The organism is Hydrogenophaga sp. ANAO-22 (assembly GCF_042466645.1).
GTDB lineage: Bacteria > Pseudomonadota > Gammaproteobacteria > Burkholderiales > Burkholderiaceae_C > Hydrogenophaga.
This window is the reverse complement of record NZ_CP159956.1, coordinates 1133983-1148356: the sequence shown is the minus strand read 5'-3', so window position 1 is coordinate 1148356 and position 14374 is coordinate 1133983. Positions and strand designations below refer to the sequence as shown.

Sequence of the window (14374 nt, the reverse complement as noted above, 5' to 3'; positions counted from 1 at the left end):
CCACCTGCCTGCGCGCTCAGTGCAATGCCCGTGTGCGGTAGAGGAGTAACAGGGCCACGGGCGCGCCGACCAGGCCGATCACCGCGTTGAGGTGGAACACGTGGCGGCTCCAGGGCAGGTGCAGCACCAGGTCGGCCGCCAGGCCCAGCACCGCGCCCACCAGACCGGCGGCCGGCAGCAGCACGCGGTGGTCGGCGCTGCGCATCAGGGCGCGCGCCACCTGCGCGGCCACCAGGCCGAGAAAAGCCACCGGGCCGCAGAAGGCCGTCACCAGCCCGCTCAGCCACGCGGTGGCGAGCAGCGCGCCGCGCTTGACCAGGGTCACGCGCATGCCCATGGACGCGGCATAACGCTCGCCCAGCAGCAGGCCGTTGAGCGGCTTCACCAGCAGGCCGCCCGCGAGCAGGCCGACCAGCACGCCCGGCACGAGGATCTGCAGCTGCTGGCGCGTGGCGCCGGCAAAGCTCGCGTCGTCCCAGGCCTTGAAGGCGCGCGCCTGGGTCTCGTCGATGAAGTGCATCGACACGCTGATGAGGCCGATGGCGAGGTAACCCAGCATCAGACCGATGATGAGCAGCGTGATGGTGCCGACCCGGCGCGACAGGCCGGCCAGCAGCGCGAGCACCGCCACCGAGCCGGCCACCGAGGCCAGCGCCAGGCCGATGTCGCCGGTGAGGCCGAAGCGCAGCAACAGCGCGTTGCCGGCCACGCCCGCGACCGTCACCAGCAGGGCGCTGCCCAGCCGCGCGCCGTGCACGATGCCGAGCACGAAGGGGTCGGCCAGCGGGTTGCGGAACAGGGTCTGCAGGAGCAGGCCGGCCACCCCGAGCGCCGCGCCGGAGCACAGCGCGTTGAGCGCGCGCGGCAGGCGAAAGCCCAGCACGATGTCGCGCCACACCGGATGGGCGGTGCCGCCGGACAACACGTCGAAGACCGCGGCCAGAGGGATGGCGACCGAGCCGAGCGAGAGTTCGGCCACGAACAAGGCCAGCATCAGCAGGGTCATCGCCGCGAATCTGGCGGGGGTGAGCGGGGTGGTGGTCATGGCAGTCGGCGCAGGAAAGGGGTGTCGGTCACGAGGGGCGGCAGGGTCAGGCCCGGGTGCAGCGCCCGGATGGCTTCGGCCAGCTGCACATGGGGCCGGGTCATGCCCTGGTCCTGGAAGGGGTAGGCCCAGGCGCCGGTGTAGCCCTGGTCCCAGGCGAACACGCGGCCTTCGCGCGCGGCGCGGAACCAGCCGTGCAAGGGGTTGGCGTCGACCAGGGTGGCCGCGCTGGCCTGGCCGCCCAGCGTGCCGAGCCAGACCGGCGCATCGGCCGCTCGCGCGTAGACCTTCTCGAAGCGTTCGAACACCAGGCTGCTGCTGCGCGCGTCGTCCGCGAGCGCAAAGCGCCCGCCGGCGTCGTGGATCAGCCGGGCGCGCTGGTTGCGCCCGCCGAAGGTCTCGATGGTGTCGCGGCCGGCGGCGAATCCGGCCATCACCAGGGGGCGGTCGGGCGCCGTGGCCGCCACGTCAGCCAACTGCAGGTACTGGGTCTCGATGCGGTCGAACCGCGCGTTGGCCAGGGCCTCTCGGTTGGTGAGCAGGGCCAGCAGCTTGAGCCATTCGGCGCGGCCCAGCGGGTGGGTCTCGTGGTGGTCGGCCTGCGCGATCGCGCGCACACCCAGCTCCCACAGGCGCGGGTGCATGTTGCCCTGCGGGTAGGCGGAGTAGAAGCTCAGGTACACATCGGCCTGCACCGCCATCACCGATTCGATGGAGGCGTGGCCGTAGCCCCACATGTCGTGCACCAGGCCTTGCGCGATGCGCTCGCGCACCGCCGGCACGGTGGCGCTGCGCGTGTTTTCGGCCCCGTACAGCCGGTCCACCAGGCCCAGCTCGTCGAGCGCGCCCAGCATGGCGGCGTTGCCGGTGACCAGCCTCTGTATCGGCACTTGAATCACCTGCTCGTGCGGCCCGTGCGCGGGCACCGGTGTGCCGCACTGCACCAGCAGGTAGTCCAGCGTTTCGCCGGTGCCCACGCTGGGCGTGAAGCGCACGCGTTTGTAGTGCGGACCGTAGCTCACCTGCAGCTGCACCGAGTGGGTGAAGGCGGTCTTGTGCGGAAAGAGATCCGCGCCCGGGCGGTGCTCGGCCACGCAGGCGGCGTCGAGGTTGTCGCTCAGGCCGTCCACGCCCACCACCACCGAGGGCCAGGCGGCGCGCGGCGGCGGTGCGATCTGCATGCAGCCGCACAACAGCAGCAGCGGTATCAGCTGCAGGCGCCTCATGCTTGGCCGCCGAGCGCGTCCACCAGGGCGCCCAGGCTGGTGAAGGGCCTCGGCGCTTCGCCGTGCTGGCTCAGGGTGTAGACGCCGTGTGCCACCACGTGCACGGTCTGCGCGGCCTCGGGGTCGTGCGCGCAGCCCGCACGCTGCAGCGCGCGCCGCGCCCAGGCCGCCGCCATGCCCTCGCCTTCGAGGCGGATGCCGCGTGCCGCGCTGCGGCCCACGCGCAGCTCGGCACGCTCCAGGTCGAAGGCCAGGCCCTCGGCGGCGAAGCTGGCGGCCAGGGTGCCGTCCAGGGCGAGGTCTTCGGGCGCGCCGGCGTGCAGGCGGCGCTGGCCGTCGATCAGCCAGAGCGCATCGGCATGGCGCAGCGCGAGTTCGAGGTCGTGCGTGGACAGCAGCACGGCCAGGTCCTGCTCGCGCGCCAGCGCCAGCAGCAGGTGCATGGTCTCGATGCGGCGCGGCAGGTCGAGAAAGGCGGTCGCTTCGTCCAGCACCAGCACGCGCGGCTGCTGCGCCAGCGCGCGGGCGATCAGCACCTTCTGGCGTTCACCGTCCGACATCTCGGCGACCAGCCGGTGTGCCAGCGCCAGCGCGCCGGCCTGTTGCAGCGCGGCCCGCACGGCGGCGTGGTCGGCCGCGCCGAGCCGACCGCCCCAGCCCAGGTGCGGATAGCGCCCCAGGCAGGCCAGGTCGTGGCCGGTCATCTGCGCGACGTCGACGCGCTCGGTGAGCACCACGGCGAGCCGGCGCGCGCGCTCGGTCGCCGTGATGCGGTTCAGCACCACCCCACCGAGCCGGACCTCGCCGGCGACGGCGGGCTGCATGCCGCACAGGGTGCGGATCAGGGTCGACTTGCCGGCGCCGTTGGCGCCGATCAGGCAGACGAAGCGGCCTGCGGGCAGCGCGAGGTCCAGCGGGCCGAGCAGGGCCTGGCCGCCGTGGCCGACCGTCAGGCCATGGGTGCTCAGGCCCATCAGAGCGCCATGGCGAAGCTGGCGAGCACGGTGCGCGGTGCGCCCGGGTAGGTCGGCACGAAAGCGCCGCCCGAGTCGTAGTAGCGCTTGTTCCCCAGGTTCTGCAGCGCGAGCTGCAGCTTGTAGCGCTGGCCGGCGCCGAAGCGGTAGGCCACATTGGCGTCCCAGCGCACGTAGGAGGGCAGCACGAAGCTGTTGGCGGTGTTGGCCTGGCGCTCGCCCACGTAGATCGCGCCCAGGCCCGCGCTCAGCCCGCTGGCGCGGCCGCTGAAATCGAAGGTGGTCCACAGGCTGGCGCTGCGGCGCGGCGCATTCGCCAGCAGGGTGCCCACCAGGGTGGGGTCGCTGTCGCGGCTGATCTGCGCCTTCAGCTCGGTGACGCTCGCCAGCAGGCGCCAGCGCGGCGTGATGCTGAACGGCACGTCCAGCTCCCAGCCCTGGCTGCGCTGCTCGCCGACCTGCAGCACGTGGTCGAAGTCGGTGGGGTCCGACACCAGGCCATTGCGGCGGTGGATGTCGAACACCGCCAGCGTGGGCTCCAGGCGACCGTCGAGCAGGCTGAATTTGGCACCAACTTCCAGCTGCGTGCCGCGCGACGGCGCGGGCAGGCTGCCGTTGCGCAGCATGCCGCTGAAGGGCTCGGTGAGGAACGACTTCGACCCACTCGCGTACAGCGACACCGCGTCGCTCGGCGTCCAGGTCACGCCCAGGCGCGGCGAGAGCGCGTCGTCGCTGCGCGCCAGCGTGTCCGAGACCGGCAGGTAGTCGGCGCGCGCGAAGGTGCGCGAGCGGTCGTAACGCAGGCCGAACAGCACGCGCCACTGGGCGCCGAGCTGCAGCTCGTCCTGCGCGTACAGCCCCACGTTGCGGCTGCGGTAGTTCGACGCGTCATAGGGCACAAGCGGGCCGACCACGGTGGTGCCGTGCACCGGGTGGTAGAGGTCGATCGGCAGGTTGGTCGGGAAACCGAAGGGGCCGACGTTGGCGTCGGCGCGGAAGTCCCAGGTGTCTCGATTGGCGTCGGCGCCCAACAGCACGCGGTGGCGCACGCCACCGGTCTCGAAGCGGCGCGAAACCTCGGCCAGGACCGAGAGGTCGGTCTGGTCGTCAATGCTGCGCTGCTGGCGGCGGTTGACCTGCGGGTTGGGGGTGCCGGCGCCGGTGATGGGGCTGAAGCCGAAGGGGTACCAGAGCGCGTCGGTCTTGGCCGAGGAGGCCTGCAGGCCCGCGTGCAGCTGCCAGCCGCTGTCCAGGCGGTGGTCGAGCACCAGCGAGGCCAGCGCGCTGTCATTTTTCAGCCGCGTGTCGGCTTCGGCGTAATTGGTGTGGATGGGCACGCCGAGGAACAGCGGGCTGTTGCCGAAGCCGCGGTCGAAGGCGCCGCGCTTGCGGCCGAGTTCGAGTTCGGCGGTCAGCGTGGTGTGCGGCGCGAGCCGCCAGCGGAACACCGGCGAGACGAACTGCGTTTCGGCGCCGACGAAGTCGCGAAAACTCTGGTTGTCCTGCCACGAGCCGGTGAGCCGGTAGCTCAGCGTCTCGCTGATCGGGCCGGTGCTGTCGACGGTGGCGCGGTAGAAGCGGTCGCTGCCGGCGGTCAGCTCGTGGCGTGTGCGCGCGGTGTCCTGCGGCTGCTTGGTCACCAGGTTGACCACGCCGCCGGGTTCGAAGCGGCCGTACAGCGCCGAGGCCGGCCCCTTGAGCACCTCGATCTGTTCGATGTTGACCAGCTCGTCCACCGGGGCGAACACGCTGCGGCGAAAGCCGTTCTTGAGGTTGGCGGAAGTGGCGAAGCCGCGCAGGCGGAAGCGGTCGTTGCTGCCGCCCCAGCCCACCTGCGGCGTCAGGCCCGGCACGGTGCGCACGGCTTCGCCGAAGCTGGTGACGCCACGGTCTTCCATCAGCTCGCGCGTGACGGTCTGGATGGAGAAGGGCGTCTCCTTCACCGTGGTGTCGCTCTTGTTGGCCGTGGGCGCGACGATGGCGCGGTAGGCGCGCTCGCGCGTGTCGCTGATGGTGACGGTCTCCAGCGTGGGCACGGGCTCGGTCTGGGCCCAGGCGGCCATCGAGACGCTGGCCATCGCGCAGGGGAGAAGGCGGAAAGCGGTAGGAAACATGCGGTGCTCGGCTTGCTCGTGAAAGGGATGCTCCTCACTGCCCGCGCACGGCGGTGGTGAGGGCGCGGGTGTTGAAGCGCATCAGCTCGATGTAGCTCGGCGCCGCGCCGCCGGGCGCGGAGAGCGAATCGGAATAGAGCGCGCCCGAGGGTTTGACGCCGGTCTCGCGCGCGATCTGCTCGATCAGGCGCGGGTCCGAGATGCTCTCGACGAACAGGGCCTTGATCTGGTCCTGGCGGATCTGGCGCACCAGCTGCGCCACGCCCTTGGCCGAGGCCTCGCTCTCGGTGCTCACGCCCTGCGGCGCGAGAAAGCGCACCTGGTGGTCGCGCGCGTAGTAGCCAAAGGCGTCGTGCGAGGTGATCACCTTGCGCTGCGCCACCGGGATCGGCGCCCAGGCCGCGCGGATCTCGGCCTCGAGCTCGTTGAGCCTGACCTCGTAGGCGCGGGCATTGCGGTTGTAGAGGTCGCAGCTGGCGGCGTCGGCCTGGCACAGGGCCTTGGCGATGTTGCGCGCGTACACCTTCACGTTGGCCACGCTCTGCCAGGCGTGCGGGTCGGTCTCGCCATGGCCGTGGTCATGGCCCTTCTTGCGCTCGCCGTGGTCGTGGTCCGGCTCGCTCCTGAGCGGCGGGATGCCCTGGCTGACGGTCACCGGCCGACCCTTGTAGGCCGAGGTTTTGAGCAGGCGGCCCAGCCAACCCTCGAAGCCCAGGCCGTTGGCGAACACCACCTGCGCCTGGCCGACCAGGCGCGCATGGGCTGGCGTGGGCTGGAACACGTGGGCGTCGGCGCCCGGCCCGACCAGCACGTCGACCGCCACGCGGTCGCCGCCGACCTCTTTCACGATGTCGCCCAGGATGCTGAAGCTGGCGACCGCGCGCAGCGGCGCCTGCGCGTGCAGCGGCGGGGTGAGTGCGGCCAGGCCCAGTGCCAGCGCGGCGAGGGTGGTGAGGCGGCGGGGCAGGAAGGCGGTGGTGTGTGTCATGAGCGGGTCCTTGGTTTCAGGCTTTGAGGTGGGAAAGGGCAGGGCGCCGCTGGCGCAGCAGGCCGTGCGGCGCGAACAGCATCGAGAGCAGGTACATCGCGCCCAGGCTGAGCACGATCACCGGGCTGGTGGGCCAGTCGGCGTGGTACGAGACCAGCAGGCCGCTGGCGCTGGCGAACAGGGCGAAGGCCACGGCGCAGGCCAGCAGCGGCACGAGGCGGCGCACCCAGAAACGCGCGGTGGCGGCGGGCAGCACCATCATTCCGACCGCCATCAGCGTGCCCAGGGCATGGAAGCCGGCCACCAGGTTGATCACCAGCAGCGCCAGAAAACCGAAATGCGCCACCGCGCTCCAGCGGCTGGTGCCGCGCAGGAAACCCGGGTCCAGGCACTCCAGCACCAGCGGGCGGTACAGCACGCGCAAGGCCAGCAGCGTCACGAGTGCAATGCCGCCCAGCAGCGCCAGCGCGGCGTCGTCCAGCGCGAGCACGGTGCCGAACAGCACGTGCAGCAGGTCCACGCTGTTGCCACGCGTCGAGACGATCAGCACGCCCAGCGCGAGCGAGAGCAGGTAGAAGGCGGCCAGGCTGGTGTCTTCGCGCAGCACGGTGTGGCGCGCGACCAGGCCGGAGCCGACGGCGACCGCCAGGCCGGCCGCGATGCCGCCCACCGTCATGGCCCCAGCGACAGGCCGGCCACCAGGTAACCCAGCGCGGCACCGGGCAGGATCGCGTGGGCCATGGCATCGCCGGTCAGGCTCATGCGGCGCAGCATCAGGAACACACCGACCGGTGCGGCGCTCACCGACAGCAGCACGCAGCCCAGCAGCGCGCGCTGCATGAAGCCGAATTCCAGGAACGGGTCGAGCCACAGCGCGCTGCTCATGCCGGCACCCCGTGGGCGGTGGCGCCGCAGGCCTCGGCGCCGTCGTCGAACGGCTCCTGCAGCCGCAGGGCGTGGGCCCAGTGGTCGGCGGTCAGCACCTCGGCCGTTGGGCCCCAGGCCACGGGCTCGCGGGCCAGCAGCAGGGTGTGCGGAAAGTGCTCGCGCACCTGGGCCAGGTCGTGCAGCACCGCGATCACCGTCTTGCCCTGCGCATGCCAGCGGTGCAGCAGGACGAGCAGGTCGCGGGTGGTGCGCTGGTCGATCGCGGCGAAGGGCTCGTCGAGCAGCACCACCGGGGCGTCCTGCAGGATCAGGCGCGCGAACAGGGCGCGCTGCAGCTGGCCGCCGGAGAGCGTGTCGATCGCGCGCCGCTCGAAACCCAGCAGGCCGACCGCCGCCAGCGCCTCGTGGCAGGCGCGGCGGTGCGCGGCGCTGTGTCGCCCGAGCGCGCCCACCTCGTGCCACAGGCCGAGCAGGACCAGCTCCTGCACCGAGATCGGAAAACTGCGGTCGATCCCGCTGTGTTGCGGCAGGCAGGCCACGCGCTGGAGCGTGCCCAGGCCGTCGATGCGCCCGCCGAGCGGTGGGAGCTGCCCGGCCAGTGCCTTCAGCAGGGTCGATTTGCCCGCGCCGTTGGGGCCGACCACCGCCACCAGCGCACCCGGTGGCAGCGTGAGCGAGAGGTGGTGCACGGCCGGATGGTGCTCGTAGCCCAGCGTGAGGTCGTGCAGCACGATGGCCGATGGGGCGGAAGCTTGAAGGTCGGGCACGGGAGGATTGCAGCTAAGATACTGCAACTGAATTGCGATAGTGCATATGTTAACGCAACATAGTTGCATTTATGGAGGCCCAAGCCATGTCGCCACGCCAGACCAAAGAACCGGTGGCTGTGCCACCTCACATCCAGACCCGGCTGGAAGCCGCCGGCCTGCGCCGCACGCTGGCCACGCGCGCCGTGCTCGGCCTGTTCCTCGCGCAGCCGCACGGCGGGCTCACCCATGCGCAGGCGCTGAACGCGCTCACCGCGCGCGGGCTGGACATCAACCGCGTCACGCTCTACCGCCTGCTGGATCGCCTGGCCGCCTGCGGCGTGCTGCAACGCCAGACCGACGATCAGGCCCGCACCTGGCGCTTCAGCCTGGCGCCACTGGATCCGAACCCCGAGGAGGGCACGCCGCCGCGCTTCGAATGCGACGCCTGCCACCGGCAATTTCCGATGGCCGACGTGAGCGAGCTGGCCCGCGACCTGTTGCGCAGCCTCGCGCGCCAGGGCCACCGGGGCGAGCAGGTGGCGGTGCACGGCACCTGCGCGGACTGCCTGGAGCCCGCCGCGTGATCGAGTCCCGGGGGCTGCAATACGCCCACGCGGGCCAGGCGCCGCTGCGCATGGCCGATGTGTCGGTGGCGCAGGGCGGCACCCTGCTGCTGCGCGGGCCCTCGGGCAGCGGCAAGTCCACCTGGCTGGCGCTGGCCGCCGGCCTGCTCACGCCCGGCGCGGGCGAGATCGTGGTGGCCGGTCAGTCGGTGGGCGCCCTGCGCGGTGCGGCCCGCGATGCCTGGCGCGCGCGCCACATCGGTTTTCTGCCGCAGCAGCTGCACCTGAGCGACGCGCTCACGGTCGCCGACAACCTCGCGCTCGCGCACTTCGCCGCCGGCCTGCCCGTGGACCGCGCCGCCGTGGCCGAGGTGCTGGCGGCGCTGGACCTCGGCACGCTGGCGAACCGCCGACCCACCCAGCTCTCGGGCGGGCAGGCCCAGCGCGTGGCCCTGGCGCGCGCCGTGCTGCTGCGCCCGCGCATGATCCTGGCCGATGAGCCGACCGCGAGCCTGGACGACGACGCCTGCATGACGGCGCTCTCGCTGCTGCGCCGCAGCGCGAAGGCGCTGGACGCCACGCTCGTGATCGCCACCCACGACGCCCGCGTGCGCGACGCGCTGCCGCACGCGCAGGTGCTCGCCTTCGTGGCAACCCGCCCGGAGCGCGTGGCATGAACGTGTTGTCCCTTTCCTGGCGCTACCTCTGGTCGCGCCCGCTGGCCACGGCGCTCAACCTCTTGCTGCTCGCGCTGGGTCTGGCCTCCATGGCCTTCGTGCTGATCGCGCGCGACCAGGTGGACCGCGCCTTCGAACGCGACCTCGCCGGCATCGACGCGGTGGTGGGCGCCAAGGGCAGCCCGATGCAGCTCATCCTCGCGGGCGTGTTCCACCTGGACGTGCCGCCCGGCAACATCCCGCTGGCCGAGGCCCGCCAGCTCGCGGAACACCCGCAGGTGGCGCAGCTCATCCCGCTGAGCCTGGGCGACAACCTGGGCGGCTTCCGCATCGTGGGCACCACGCACGACTACCCGGCCCATTACGGTGCCCGGCTCGCGCAGGGCGCGCTCTGGCAGGCGCCGCTGGAGGCCGTGCTGGGCGCACAGGTCGCCGCGCGCACGGGCCTGCAGGTGGGCCAGGCCTTCGAAGGCGCGCACGGCCTGGGCGTGGGTGGCAGCTCGCATGGCGAGACGCCGTACACCGTCACCGGCGTGCTCGCGCCCTGCGGCTGCGTGCTCGACCGGCTGGTGCTCACCGCCACCGAATCGGTCTGGCGCGTGCACGACGACATGCACGCCGGCGCGAACATGGACGAGGCCGAGCGCGCCGAGCTGGCCGAGGCGCTGGCGGCCGAGCGCGAGATCACGCTGGCCCTGATCCGCTACCGCACGCCGCTGGCGGCGGTGAGCCTGCCGCGCTTCATCAACGAAACCACTTCGCTGCAGGCCGCGGCGCCGGCGGTGGAGATCACGCGCCTGCTGAGCATGGTCGGTGTGGGCACGCAGGTGCTGCGCGGGCTGGCGGCCGTGCTTCTGGGCGTGGCCGGGCTGTCGGTGTTCATCGCGCTCTGGAGCGCGGTGCGCGAGCGCCGCGCCGACCTGGCGATGCTGCGCATGCTGGGCGCGCCGCCCCGGCGCGTGGCCGCGCTGCTGCTGTGCGAGGCGCTGTGGCTCGCGTTGCTGGCGTGCGCGCTGGGCCTGCTGGCCGCGCACGCGCTCACGGCCCTCATGGGCGAGATGTTGATGGCCCGGCATTCGCTGGCCATCACCGGTTGGCAATGGGTGTCGGGCGAAGCCTGGGTGCCCGTGCTGGCCTTGGGGGTGGCGGTGGTGGCGGCGCTCCTGCCGGCCCTCCACGCCTACCGTGTCGATGTCACTCAACTCCTGAATTCGAGGTAAATCATGAAGAAAACCCTGTTCCTGTTCGCCGCCGCCCTGCTGTCCACCGCCGCGCTGGCCCAGCATTCCGACAAAGAGACCAAGGAAGACATCGCCCGCCACCGCGCCATGGCCGTGGCGCACGAAGGCGCGGCCAAGTGCCTGGAGGCCGGCAAGGGCGAAAAAGTCTGCATGCAGGAACTCGCGGTGGCCTGCAAGGGTCTGGCCCTGGGAAAATACTGCGGCATGCGCCACGCGCACTGACGGCCTGAACCCAACCGAGACGATTCCCCATGCGCCACCTGTTCCAAGCCTCCCGTTTCGCCGCGCTGCTCGTGATGGGCGGGGCCGTGCTGGTCGGTGCCGGGGCCCAGACCCTGAGCTCGCCGGTGCCGCCCGGCAGCCCCTCGAGCCAGGCCTCGGGCCTGCCGCACGGGCAGGGCGCGGGGGTGCACAGCCCGCTCAGCCCGTTCGCGCCCCTGCCCAGGCGCGGCGACGTGGTCGCCTGGTCGACGCTGACCGACATCACCACCAAGGTGGAGAACAAGCGCATCGTGCCGGTGTACCCGGCGCCGGTGGCCGAGCTGAACCAGAAGAAGCTGCGGCTGCAGGGCTTCATGATGCCGCTGGAGCCGGGCGAGAGCCAGCGCCACTTCCTGCTCGCCTCGGTGCCGCTGACCTGCGGTTTCTGCACGCCGGGCGGACCCGAGAGCATGGTCGAGGTGCGCACCGCCAAGCCGGTGAAGTACAAGCTGGAGGCGGTGGTCGTCGAGGGCACCTTCCACGTGCTGCAGAACGACCCCTACGGCCTGTACTACCGCATCACCGGCGCCGTCGGCGTCGAATGACGCGCACGCCTGGCGATACCATCGCCGGGTGAACATCGCCAGCCACCCCGTCGTCGCCTCCCTCACCCCGGTCTTCATCCTGATCGGCCTCGGCTACCTGGCCGGGCGCCTGCAATGGATCCGCGATGCCGCGGTCAAGGACCTGTCCAACCTGGTCTTCCTGCTGCTCATCCCGGCCCTGCTGTTCCGCACCATGAGTTCGGTGCATTTCGAGGAACTCGACCTGCGGCCGATCGGCGCCTACTTCCTGGCCGCGCTGTCGCTGCTGGCGGTGTCCATCGCGTGGCGGGGCTTCAACCGGGGCAGCGTGGTGCTGGCCCTGGCCGGCACCTTCTCCAACATGGTGATGCTGGGCATCACGCTGGTGGAGCTGGCCTACGGCAAGAGCGCGCAGGTCACGGTGCTCACGCTGGTGTCGGTGCATGCGCTGATCCTGCTGACCACCGGTTCCATCGTGCTCGAACTCGCGGTGGCGCGCGAAGCCCGCGCGGGTGGCCAGCGCGCGCCGCACGTGCTGGCCACGGCGTGGTCGGCCTTCAAGGGCGCGCTCATCCACCCGATTCCCCTGCCCATCCTGTGCGGCCTGCTGTTCGCGCAGAGCGGCCTCACGCTGCCCACGGTGGTGGACCGGCCGTTGCAATTGCTGGGCAGCGCCTTCGGCCCGATCGCGCTGGTGCTGGTGGGCGTGACCCTGGCGCGCACACCCATGGCCGGCCACCTGCGCCAGGCCCTGTGGGTCAGCGTGTCCAAGAACCTGGTGCTGCCGCTGCTGGTGGGCCTGTGCGCCTGGGGCATGGGCATCACCGGCATGCCGCTGACCGTGATGGTGGTGGCCGCGGCCCTGCCGGTGGGGGCGAACGTGTTCCTGTTCGCCCAGCGCTACGAGGTGGCGCAGGAAGTCACCACCGCGGCCATGGGCCTGTCCACCGTGCTCGCGCTGTTCACGCTCAGCCTGGTGATGACCGCCATGGCCTGGCTCAACTGAGCGCCGGGTGCTCGCTCACTGGCTGATCTTGCGGCCCTCTTCGACCTGGTACTCGAAGTAGCGCTGGAAGCCGAAGGCCAGGCTGCCCATCAGCGCGACAGTGCCCATCAGCAGCGCGGCCACGAGGGCGCCGATGGTCAGCCAGTTGGTACCGCCCGAGACGGCGTCCGCCGGCAGCTGGGGGTTGAACTGGCGGTTCCACTTCTCGCGGTCGGTCAAGGCATAGACGATGGCCATCAGGCAGCTGGCGGAGATGGTCGCGCCCAGCAGCGGGATCAGCACCCACGAGAGCTTGTCGTCCTGCCCGTAGAGCAGCACACGGTCCACGCCCCACAGGCCCAGCGCCGCCGGGATCGGGTGCAGCCAGCCCACCCAGTCACCCAGGCCGCGCAGGTAGAAACGGTGCAGGCCGAGCATGCCGCCCAGCAGCGCCAGCCAGACCGCCAGCGTCTTGTTCTTGCGCATCATCGTCATGCGCCCTCGTTCGGCGGCGTGCTGTCACCGGCACCCAGGGTCTTCTGCATCAGCACGATGTCGAGCCAGCGGCCGAATTTCCAGCCGCACGCCTGCACCACGCCCACGGGCTCGAAGCCCAGCGCCTTGTGCACACCGATGGAGCCGGCGTTGGCCGAATCGCCGATCACGGCCATCACCTTGCGCGTGCCGGCGCGTTCCAGCGCGGCCAGCAGCTCGGCGAGCAGCGCGCGGCCCAGGCCCTGGCGGTGGGCCGCCGGGTCCATGTAGATCGAGTCCTCGACCGAAAAGCGGTAGGCCGGGCGCGGCTTGAACCAGTTGCCGTAGGCGTAGCCCAGCACCTGGCCGCCTTCTTCGGCGACCAGCCAGGGCAGGCCCTTGCCCAGCACGTCGGCGCGGCGCGCCGTCATCTCGGCCAGGGTGGGCGGGGTGGTTTCGAAAGTGCCGGTGCCGTGCAGCACGTGGTGGCCGTAAATGCGGGTGATCGCGTCGAGGTCTTCGTCGCGGCTGGGGCGGATCAGGGGCATGGGTAGGGTGGGTCGCTCGGGAAGGGGGCTGGCAAAACCAGCGAACGGGCTATAATCGCGGGTTTCGTGGCGTTTCGCTGGCCGGGTGGTCAGTCGTGTGTCTCAAGCGCTGCAAATAAAGCGGGTCGCAAGATCCAGTGAAGTACCGATCCTGGTACCTCTCCACCCGAAGGATAAATCATGGTCGTCATTCGACTCTCCCGCGGCGGCGCAAAAGCCCGTCCGTTCTACAACATCGTGGTTGCCGACAAGCGCAATCGCCGCGATGGCCGCTTCATCGAGCGCATCGGTTTCTACAACCCCCTGGCCCGCGGTGGTGAAGAGCCCCTGCGCATCGCCCTGGACCGCCTGACCTACTGGACCGGCGTTGGCGCCACCCCGTCGGACACCGTGGCGCGCCTGGTCAAGCAGAACGCCGCCAAGGCCGCGGCCTGATCCTGCCCGCAGCAAGGTGAGCCACCCCGCGTCCGGCGCCTTCAAGGCGTTGCCCCTGCCCGACGACGCCGTCGAGCTGGGGCGCATACAGGACGCGTGGGGCATCAAGGGCTGGGTCCGCATCCTGCCCCACAGCGCCGACACCTCGGCGCTGATCGCTTCCTCTTCCTGGTTCCTGCAGCCGCCCGAAGCCCGCTTCGCGCGAGGCTTCTCGGCGTTCACGGGCTGCGTGGGCGTGGGCGTGGCGGAAGTCAAACCCCACACCGACGGCCTGGTCGCCCAGCTGGACGGCGTGGACGACCGCAATGCGGCCGAGGCCCTCAAGGGCGTGCGCATCTACCTGCCGCGCAGCGCCTTCCCGGCGACCCCCGAAGGTGAGTACTACTGGGTCGACCTGATCGGCCTGGACGTGTTCAACCGCGAAGGCGTGCACCTGGGCGTGGTGCGCGACCTCATGCCCACCGGGCCTACCTCGGTGCTGGTGCTCGAACACACCGAGACGGTGGACGGCACCGAGCAGACCGCCGAGCGCATGATTCCTTTCGTGGCGGCCTACATCGACGACGTCGACAAGGCGCAGCGCCGTATCACCGCCGACTGGCAGCCGGATTACTAGGCCCCCACGCTCCGCCGCTGCGCGGGTCACTGCCCCCCGAGGGGGTTGATCCGGCTTGGGGCGGCC

General features: G+C 71.3%; 16 protein-coding genes and 1 pseudogene. 8 read left to right on the top strand and 9 right to left on the bottom strand.

The window, feature by feature from the left end; genetic code table 11:
* Positions 1-16: 16 nt before the first annotated feature.
* From ABSY19_RS05355 to ABSY19_RS05325, 7 genes and pseudogenes are all read right to left on the bottom strand, one after another.
* Complete coding sequence (locus ABSY19_RS05355; RefSeq protein ID WP_382159862.1) at positions 17-1045, bottom strand: FecCD family ABC transporter permease; 1029 nt, start codon at positions 1043-1045, stop codon at positions 17-19.
* On the bottom strand, positions 1042-2271 hold the full coding sequence (locus tag ABSY19_RS05350) for an ABC transporter substrate-binding protein (RefSeq protein WP_382159859.1): 1230 nt from the start codon (positions 2269-2271) through the stop codon (positions 1042-1044). Before ABSY19_RS05350 ends, ABSY19_RS05355 begins: the two co-directional genes overlap by 4 nt.
* Positions 2268-3245: an ABC transporter ATP-binding protein gene (locus ABSY19_RS05345; protein WP_382159857.1), complete on the bottom strand. Its 978-nt coding sequence runs from the start codon at positions 3243-3245 to the stop codon at positions 2268-2270. The genes ABSY19_RS05350 and ABSY19_RS05345 overlap by 4 nt, the downstream gene beginning before the upstream one ends.
* Positions 3245-5359: a TonB-dependent siderophore receptor gene (locus ABSY19_RS05340; RefSeq protein WP_382159854.1), complete on the bottom strand. Its 2115-nt coding sequence runs from the start codon at positions 5357-5359 to the stop codon at positions 3245-3247. The genes ABSY19_RS05345 and ABSY19_RS05340 overlap by 1 nt, the downstream gene beginning before the upstream one ends.
* Before the next feature lie 34 nt (positions 5360-5393).
* Positions 5394-6347 (bottom strand): metal ABC transporter substrate-binding protein, encoded by a 954-nt coding sequence (locus tag ABSY19_RS05335; RefSeq protein WP_382159851.1) that lies wholly within the window; start codon positions 6345-6347, stop codon positions 5394-5396.
* Between the two features lie 16 nt (positions 6348-6363).
* Positions 6364-7232, bottom strand: a pseudogene (locus tag ABSY19_RS05330) (metal ABC transporter permease).
* A complete protein-coding gene (locus ABSY19_RS05325; RefSeq protein WP_382159849.1) occupies positions 7229-8002 on the bottom strand; it encodes a metal ABC transporter ATP-binding protein in 774 nt (257 codons plus the stop codon). The pseudogene ABSY19_RS05330 and the gene ABSY19_RS05325 overlap by 4 nt, the downstream one beginning before the upstream one ends.
* Positions 8003-8088: 86 nt before the next feature.
* Between ABSY19_RS05325 and ABSY19_RS05320 the strand changes: the two genes are divergently transcribed.
* Genes ABSY19_RS05320 through ABSY19_RS05295 form a run of 6 tightly spaced genes read left to right on the top strand, consistent with a single transcriptional unit; the run spans position 8089 to position 12256 of the window.
* Entirely contained in the window at positions 8089-8568 is a 480-nt protein-coding gene (locus tag ABSY19_RS05320) for a Fur family transcriptional regulator (protein WP_382159846.1), read from the top strand.
* Positions 8565-9224 carry an ABC transporter ATP-binding protein gene (locus ABSY19_RS05315; protein WP_382159843.1) on the top strand — a complete coding sequence of 220 codons (660 nt, stop codon included), beginning with the start codon at positions 8565-8567 and terminating at the stop codon, positions 9222-9224. Before ABSY19_RS05320 ends, ABSY19_RS05315 begins: the two co-directional genes overlap by 4 nt.
* Complete coding sequence (locus tag ABSY19_RS05310) at positions 9221-10444, top strand: FtsX-like permease family protein (RefSeq protein WP_382159841.1); 1224 nt, start codon at positions 9221-9223, stop codon at positions 10442-10444. Before ABSY19_RS05315 ends, ABSY19_RS05310 begins: the two co-directional genes overlap by 4 nt.
* Before the next feature lie 3 nt (positions 10445-10447).
* Positions 10448-10687: a hypothetical protein gene (locus ABSY19_RS05305; RefSeq protein WP_382159838.1), complete on the top strand. Its 240-nt coding sequence runs from the start codon at positions 10448-10450 to the stop codon at positions 10685-10687.
* Positions 10688-10716: 29 nt separating this feature from the next.
* A complete protein-coding gene (locus ABSY19_RS05300; protein WP_382159835.1) occupies positions 10717-11271 on the top strand; it encodes a DUF3299 domain-containing protein in 555 nt (184 codons plus the stop codon).
* Between the two features lie 28 nt (positions 11272-11299).
* On the top strand, positions 11300-12256 hold the full coding sequence (locus ABSY19_RS05295) for an AEC family transporter (RefSeq protein ID WP_382159832.1): 957 nt from the start codon (positions 11300-11302) through the stop codon (positions 12254-12256).
* Positions 12257-12271: 15 nt separating this feature from the next.
* Here ABSY19_RS05295 and ABSY19_RS05290 read toward each other — a convergent pair whose 3' ends face one another.
* Positions 12272-12721 (bottom strand): hypothetical protein, encoded by a 450-nt coding sequence (locus ABSY19_RS05290; RefSeq protein WP_382163694.1) that lies wholly within the window; start codon positions 12719-12721, stop codon positions 12272-12274.
* 5 nt (positions 12722-12726) lie between these two features.
* Complete coding sequence (locus ABSY19_RS05285; protein ID WP_382159829.1) at positions 12727-13257, bottom strand: GNAT family N-acetyltransferase; 531 nt, start codon at positions 13255-13257, stop codon at positions 12727-12729.
* A gap of 180 nt (positions 13258-13437) precedes the next feature.
* Here ABSY19_RS05285 and rpsP point away from each other — a divergent pair, with 180 nt between their 5' ends.
* Both rpsP and rimM read left to right on the top strand, forming a co-directional pair.
* Positions 13438-13692, top strand: a complete 255-nt coding sequence (gene rpsP, locus ABSY19_RS05280) for a 30S ribosomal protein S16 (protein ID WP_382159826.1) — start codon at positions 13438-13440, stop codon at positions 13690-13692.
* Positions 13693-13708: 16 nt separating this feature from the next.
* Entirely contained in the window at positions 13709-14308 is a 600-nt protein-coding gene (gene rimM / locus ABSY19_RS05275) for a ribosome maturation factor RimM (protein ID WP_382159823.1), read from the top strand.
* Positions 14309-14374: the final 66 nt, after the last annotated feature.

Bases quoted from the DNA above. Each gene is read 5' to 3' on its own strand.
- ABSY19_RS05340 (WP_382159854.1), bottom strand. From the start codon at position 5,359: ATGTTTCCTACCGCTTTCCGCCTTCTCCCCTGCGCGATGGCCAGCGTC.
- ABSY19_RS05290 (WP_382163694.1), bottom strand. From the start codon at position 12,721: ATGCGCAAGAACAAGACGCTGGCGGTCTGGCTGGCGCTGCTGGGCGGC.
- ABSY19_RS05355 (WP_382159862.1), bottom strand. From the start codon at position 1,045: ATGACCACCACCCCGCTCACCCCCGCCAGATTCGCGGCGATGACCCTG.
- ABSY19_RS05285 (WP_382159829.1), bottom strand. From the start codon at position 13,257: ATGCCCCTGATCCGCCCCAGCCGCGACGAAGACCTCGACGCGATCACC.
- ABSY19_RS05300 (WP_382159835.1), top strand. From the start codon at position 10,717: ATGCGCCACCTGTTCCAAGCCTCCCGTTTCGCCGCGCTGCTCGTGATG.
- ABSY19_RS05350 (WP_382159859.1), bottom strand. From the start codon at position 2,271: ATGAGGCGCCTGCAGCTGATACCGCTGCTGCTGTTGTGCGGCTGCATG.
- ABSY19_RS05305 (WP_382159838.1), top strand. From the start codon at position 10,448: ATGAAGAAAACCCTGTTCCTGTTCGCCGCCGCCCTGCTGTCCACCGCC.
- ABSY19_RS05345 (WP_382159857.1), bottom strand. From the start codon at position 3,245: ATGGGCCTGAGCACCCATGGCCTGACGGTCGGCCACGGCGGCCAGGCC.
- ABSY19_RS05335 (WP_382159851.1), bottom strand. From the start codon at position 6,347: ATGACACACACCACCGCCTTCCTGCCCCGCCGCCTCACCACCCTCGCC.
- ABSY19_RS05320 (WP_382159846.1), top strand. From the start codon at position 8,089: ATGTCGCCACGCCAGACCAAAGAACCGGTGGCTGTGCCACCTCACATC.
- ABSY19_RS05310 (WP_382159841.1), top strand. From the start codon at position 9,221: ATGAACGTGTTGTCCCTTTCCTGGCGCTACCTCTGGTCGCGCCCGCTG.
- rpsP (WP_382159826.1), top strand. From the start codon at position 13,438: ATGGTCGTCATTCGACTCTCCCGCGGCGGCGCAAAAGCCCGTCCGTTC.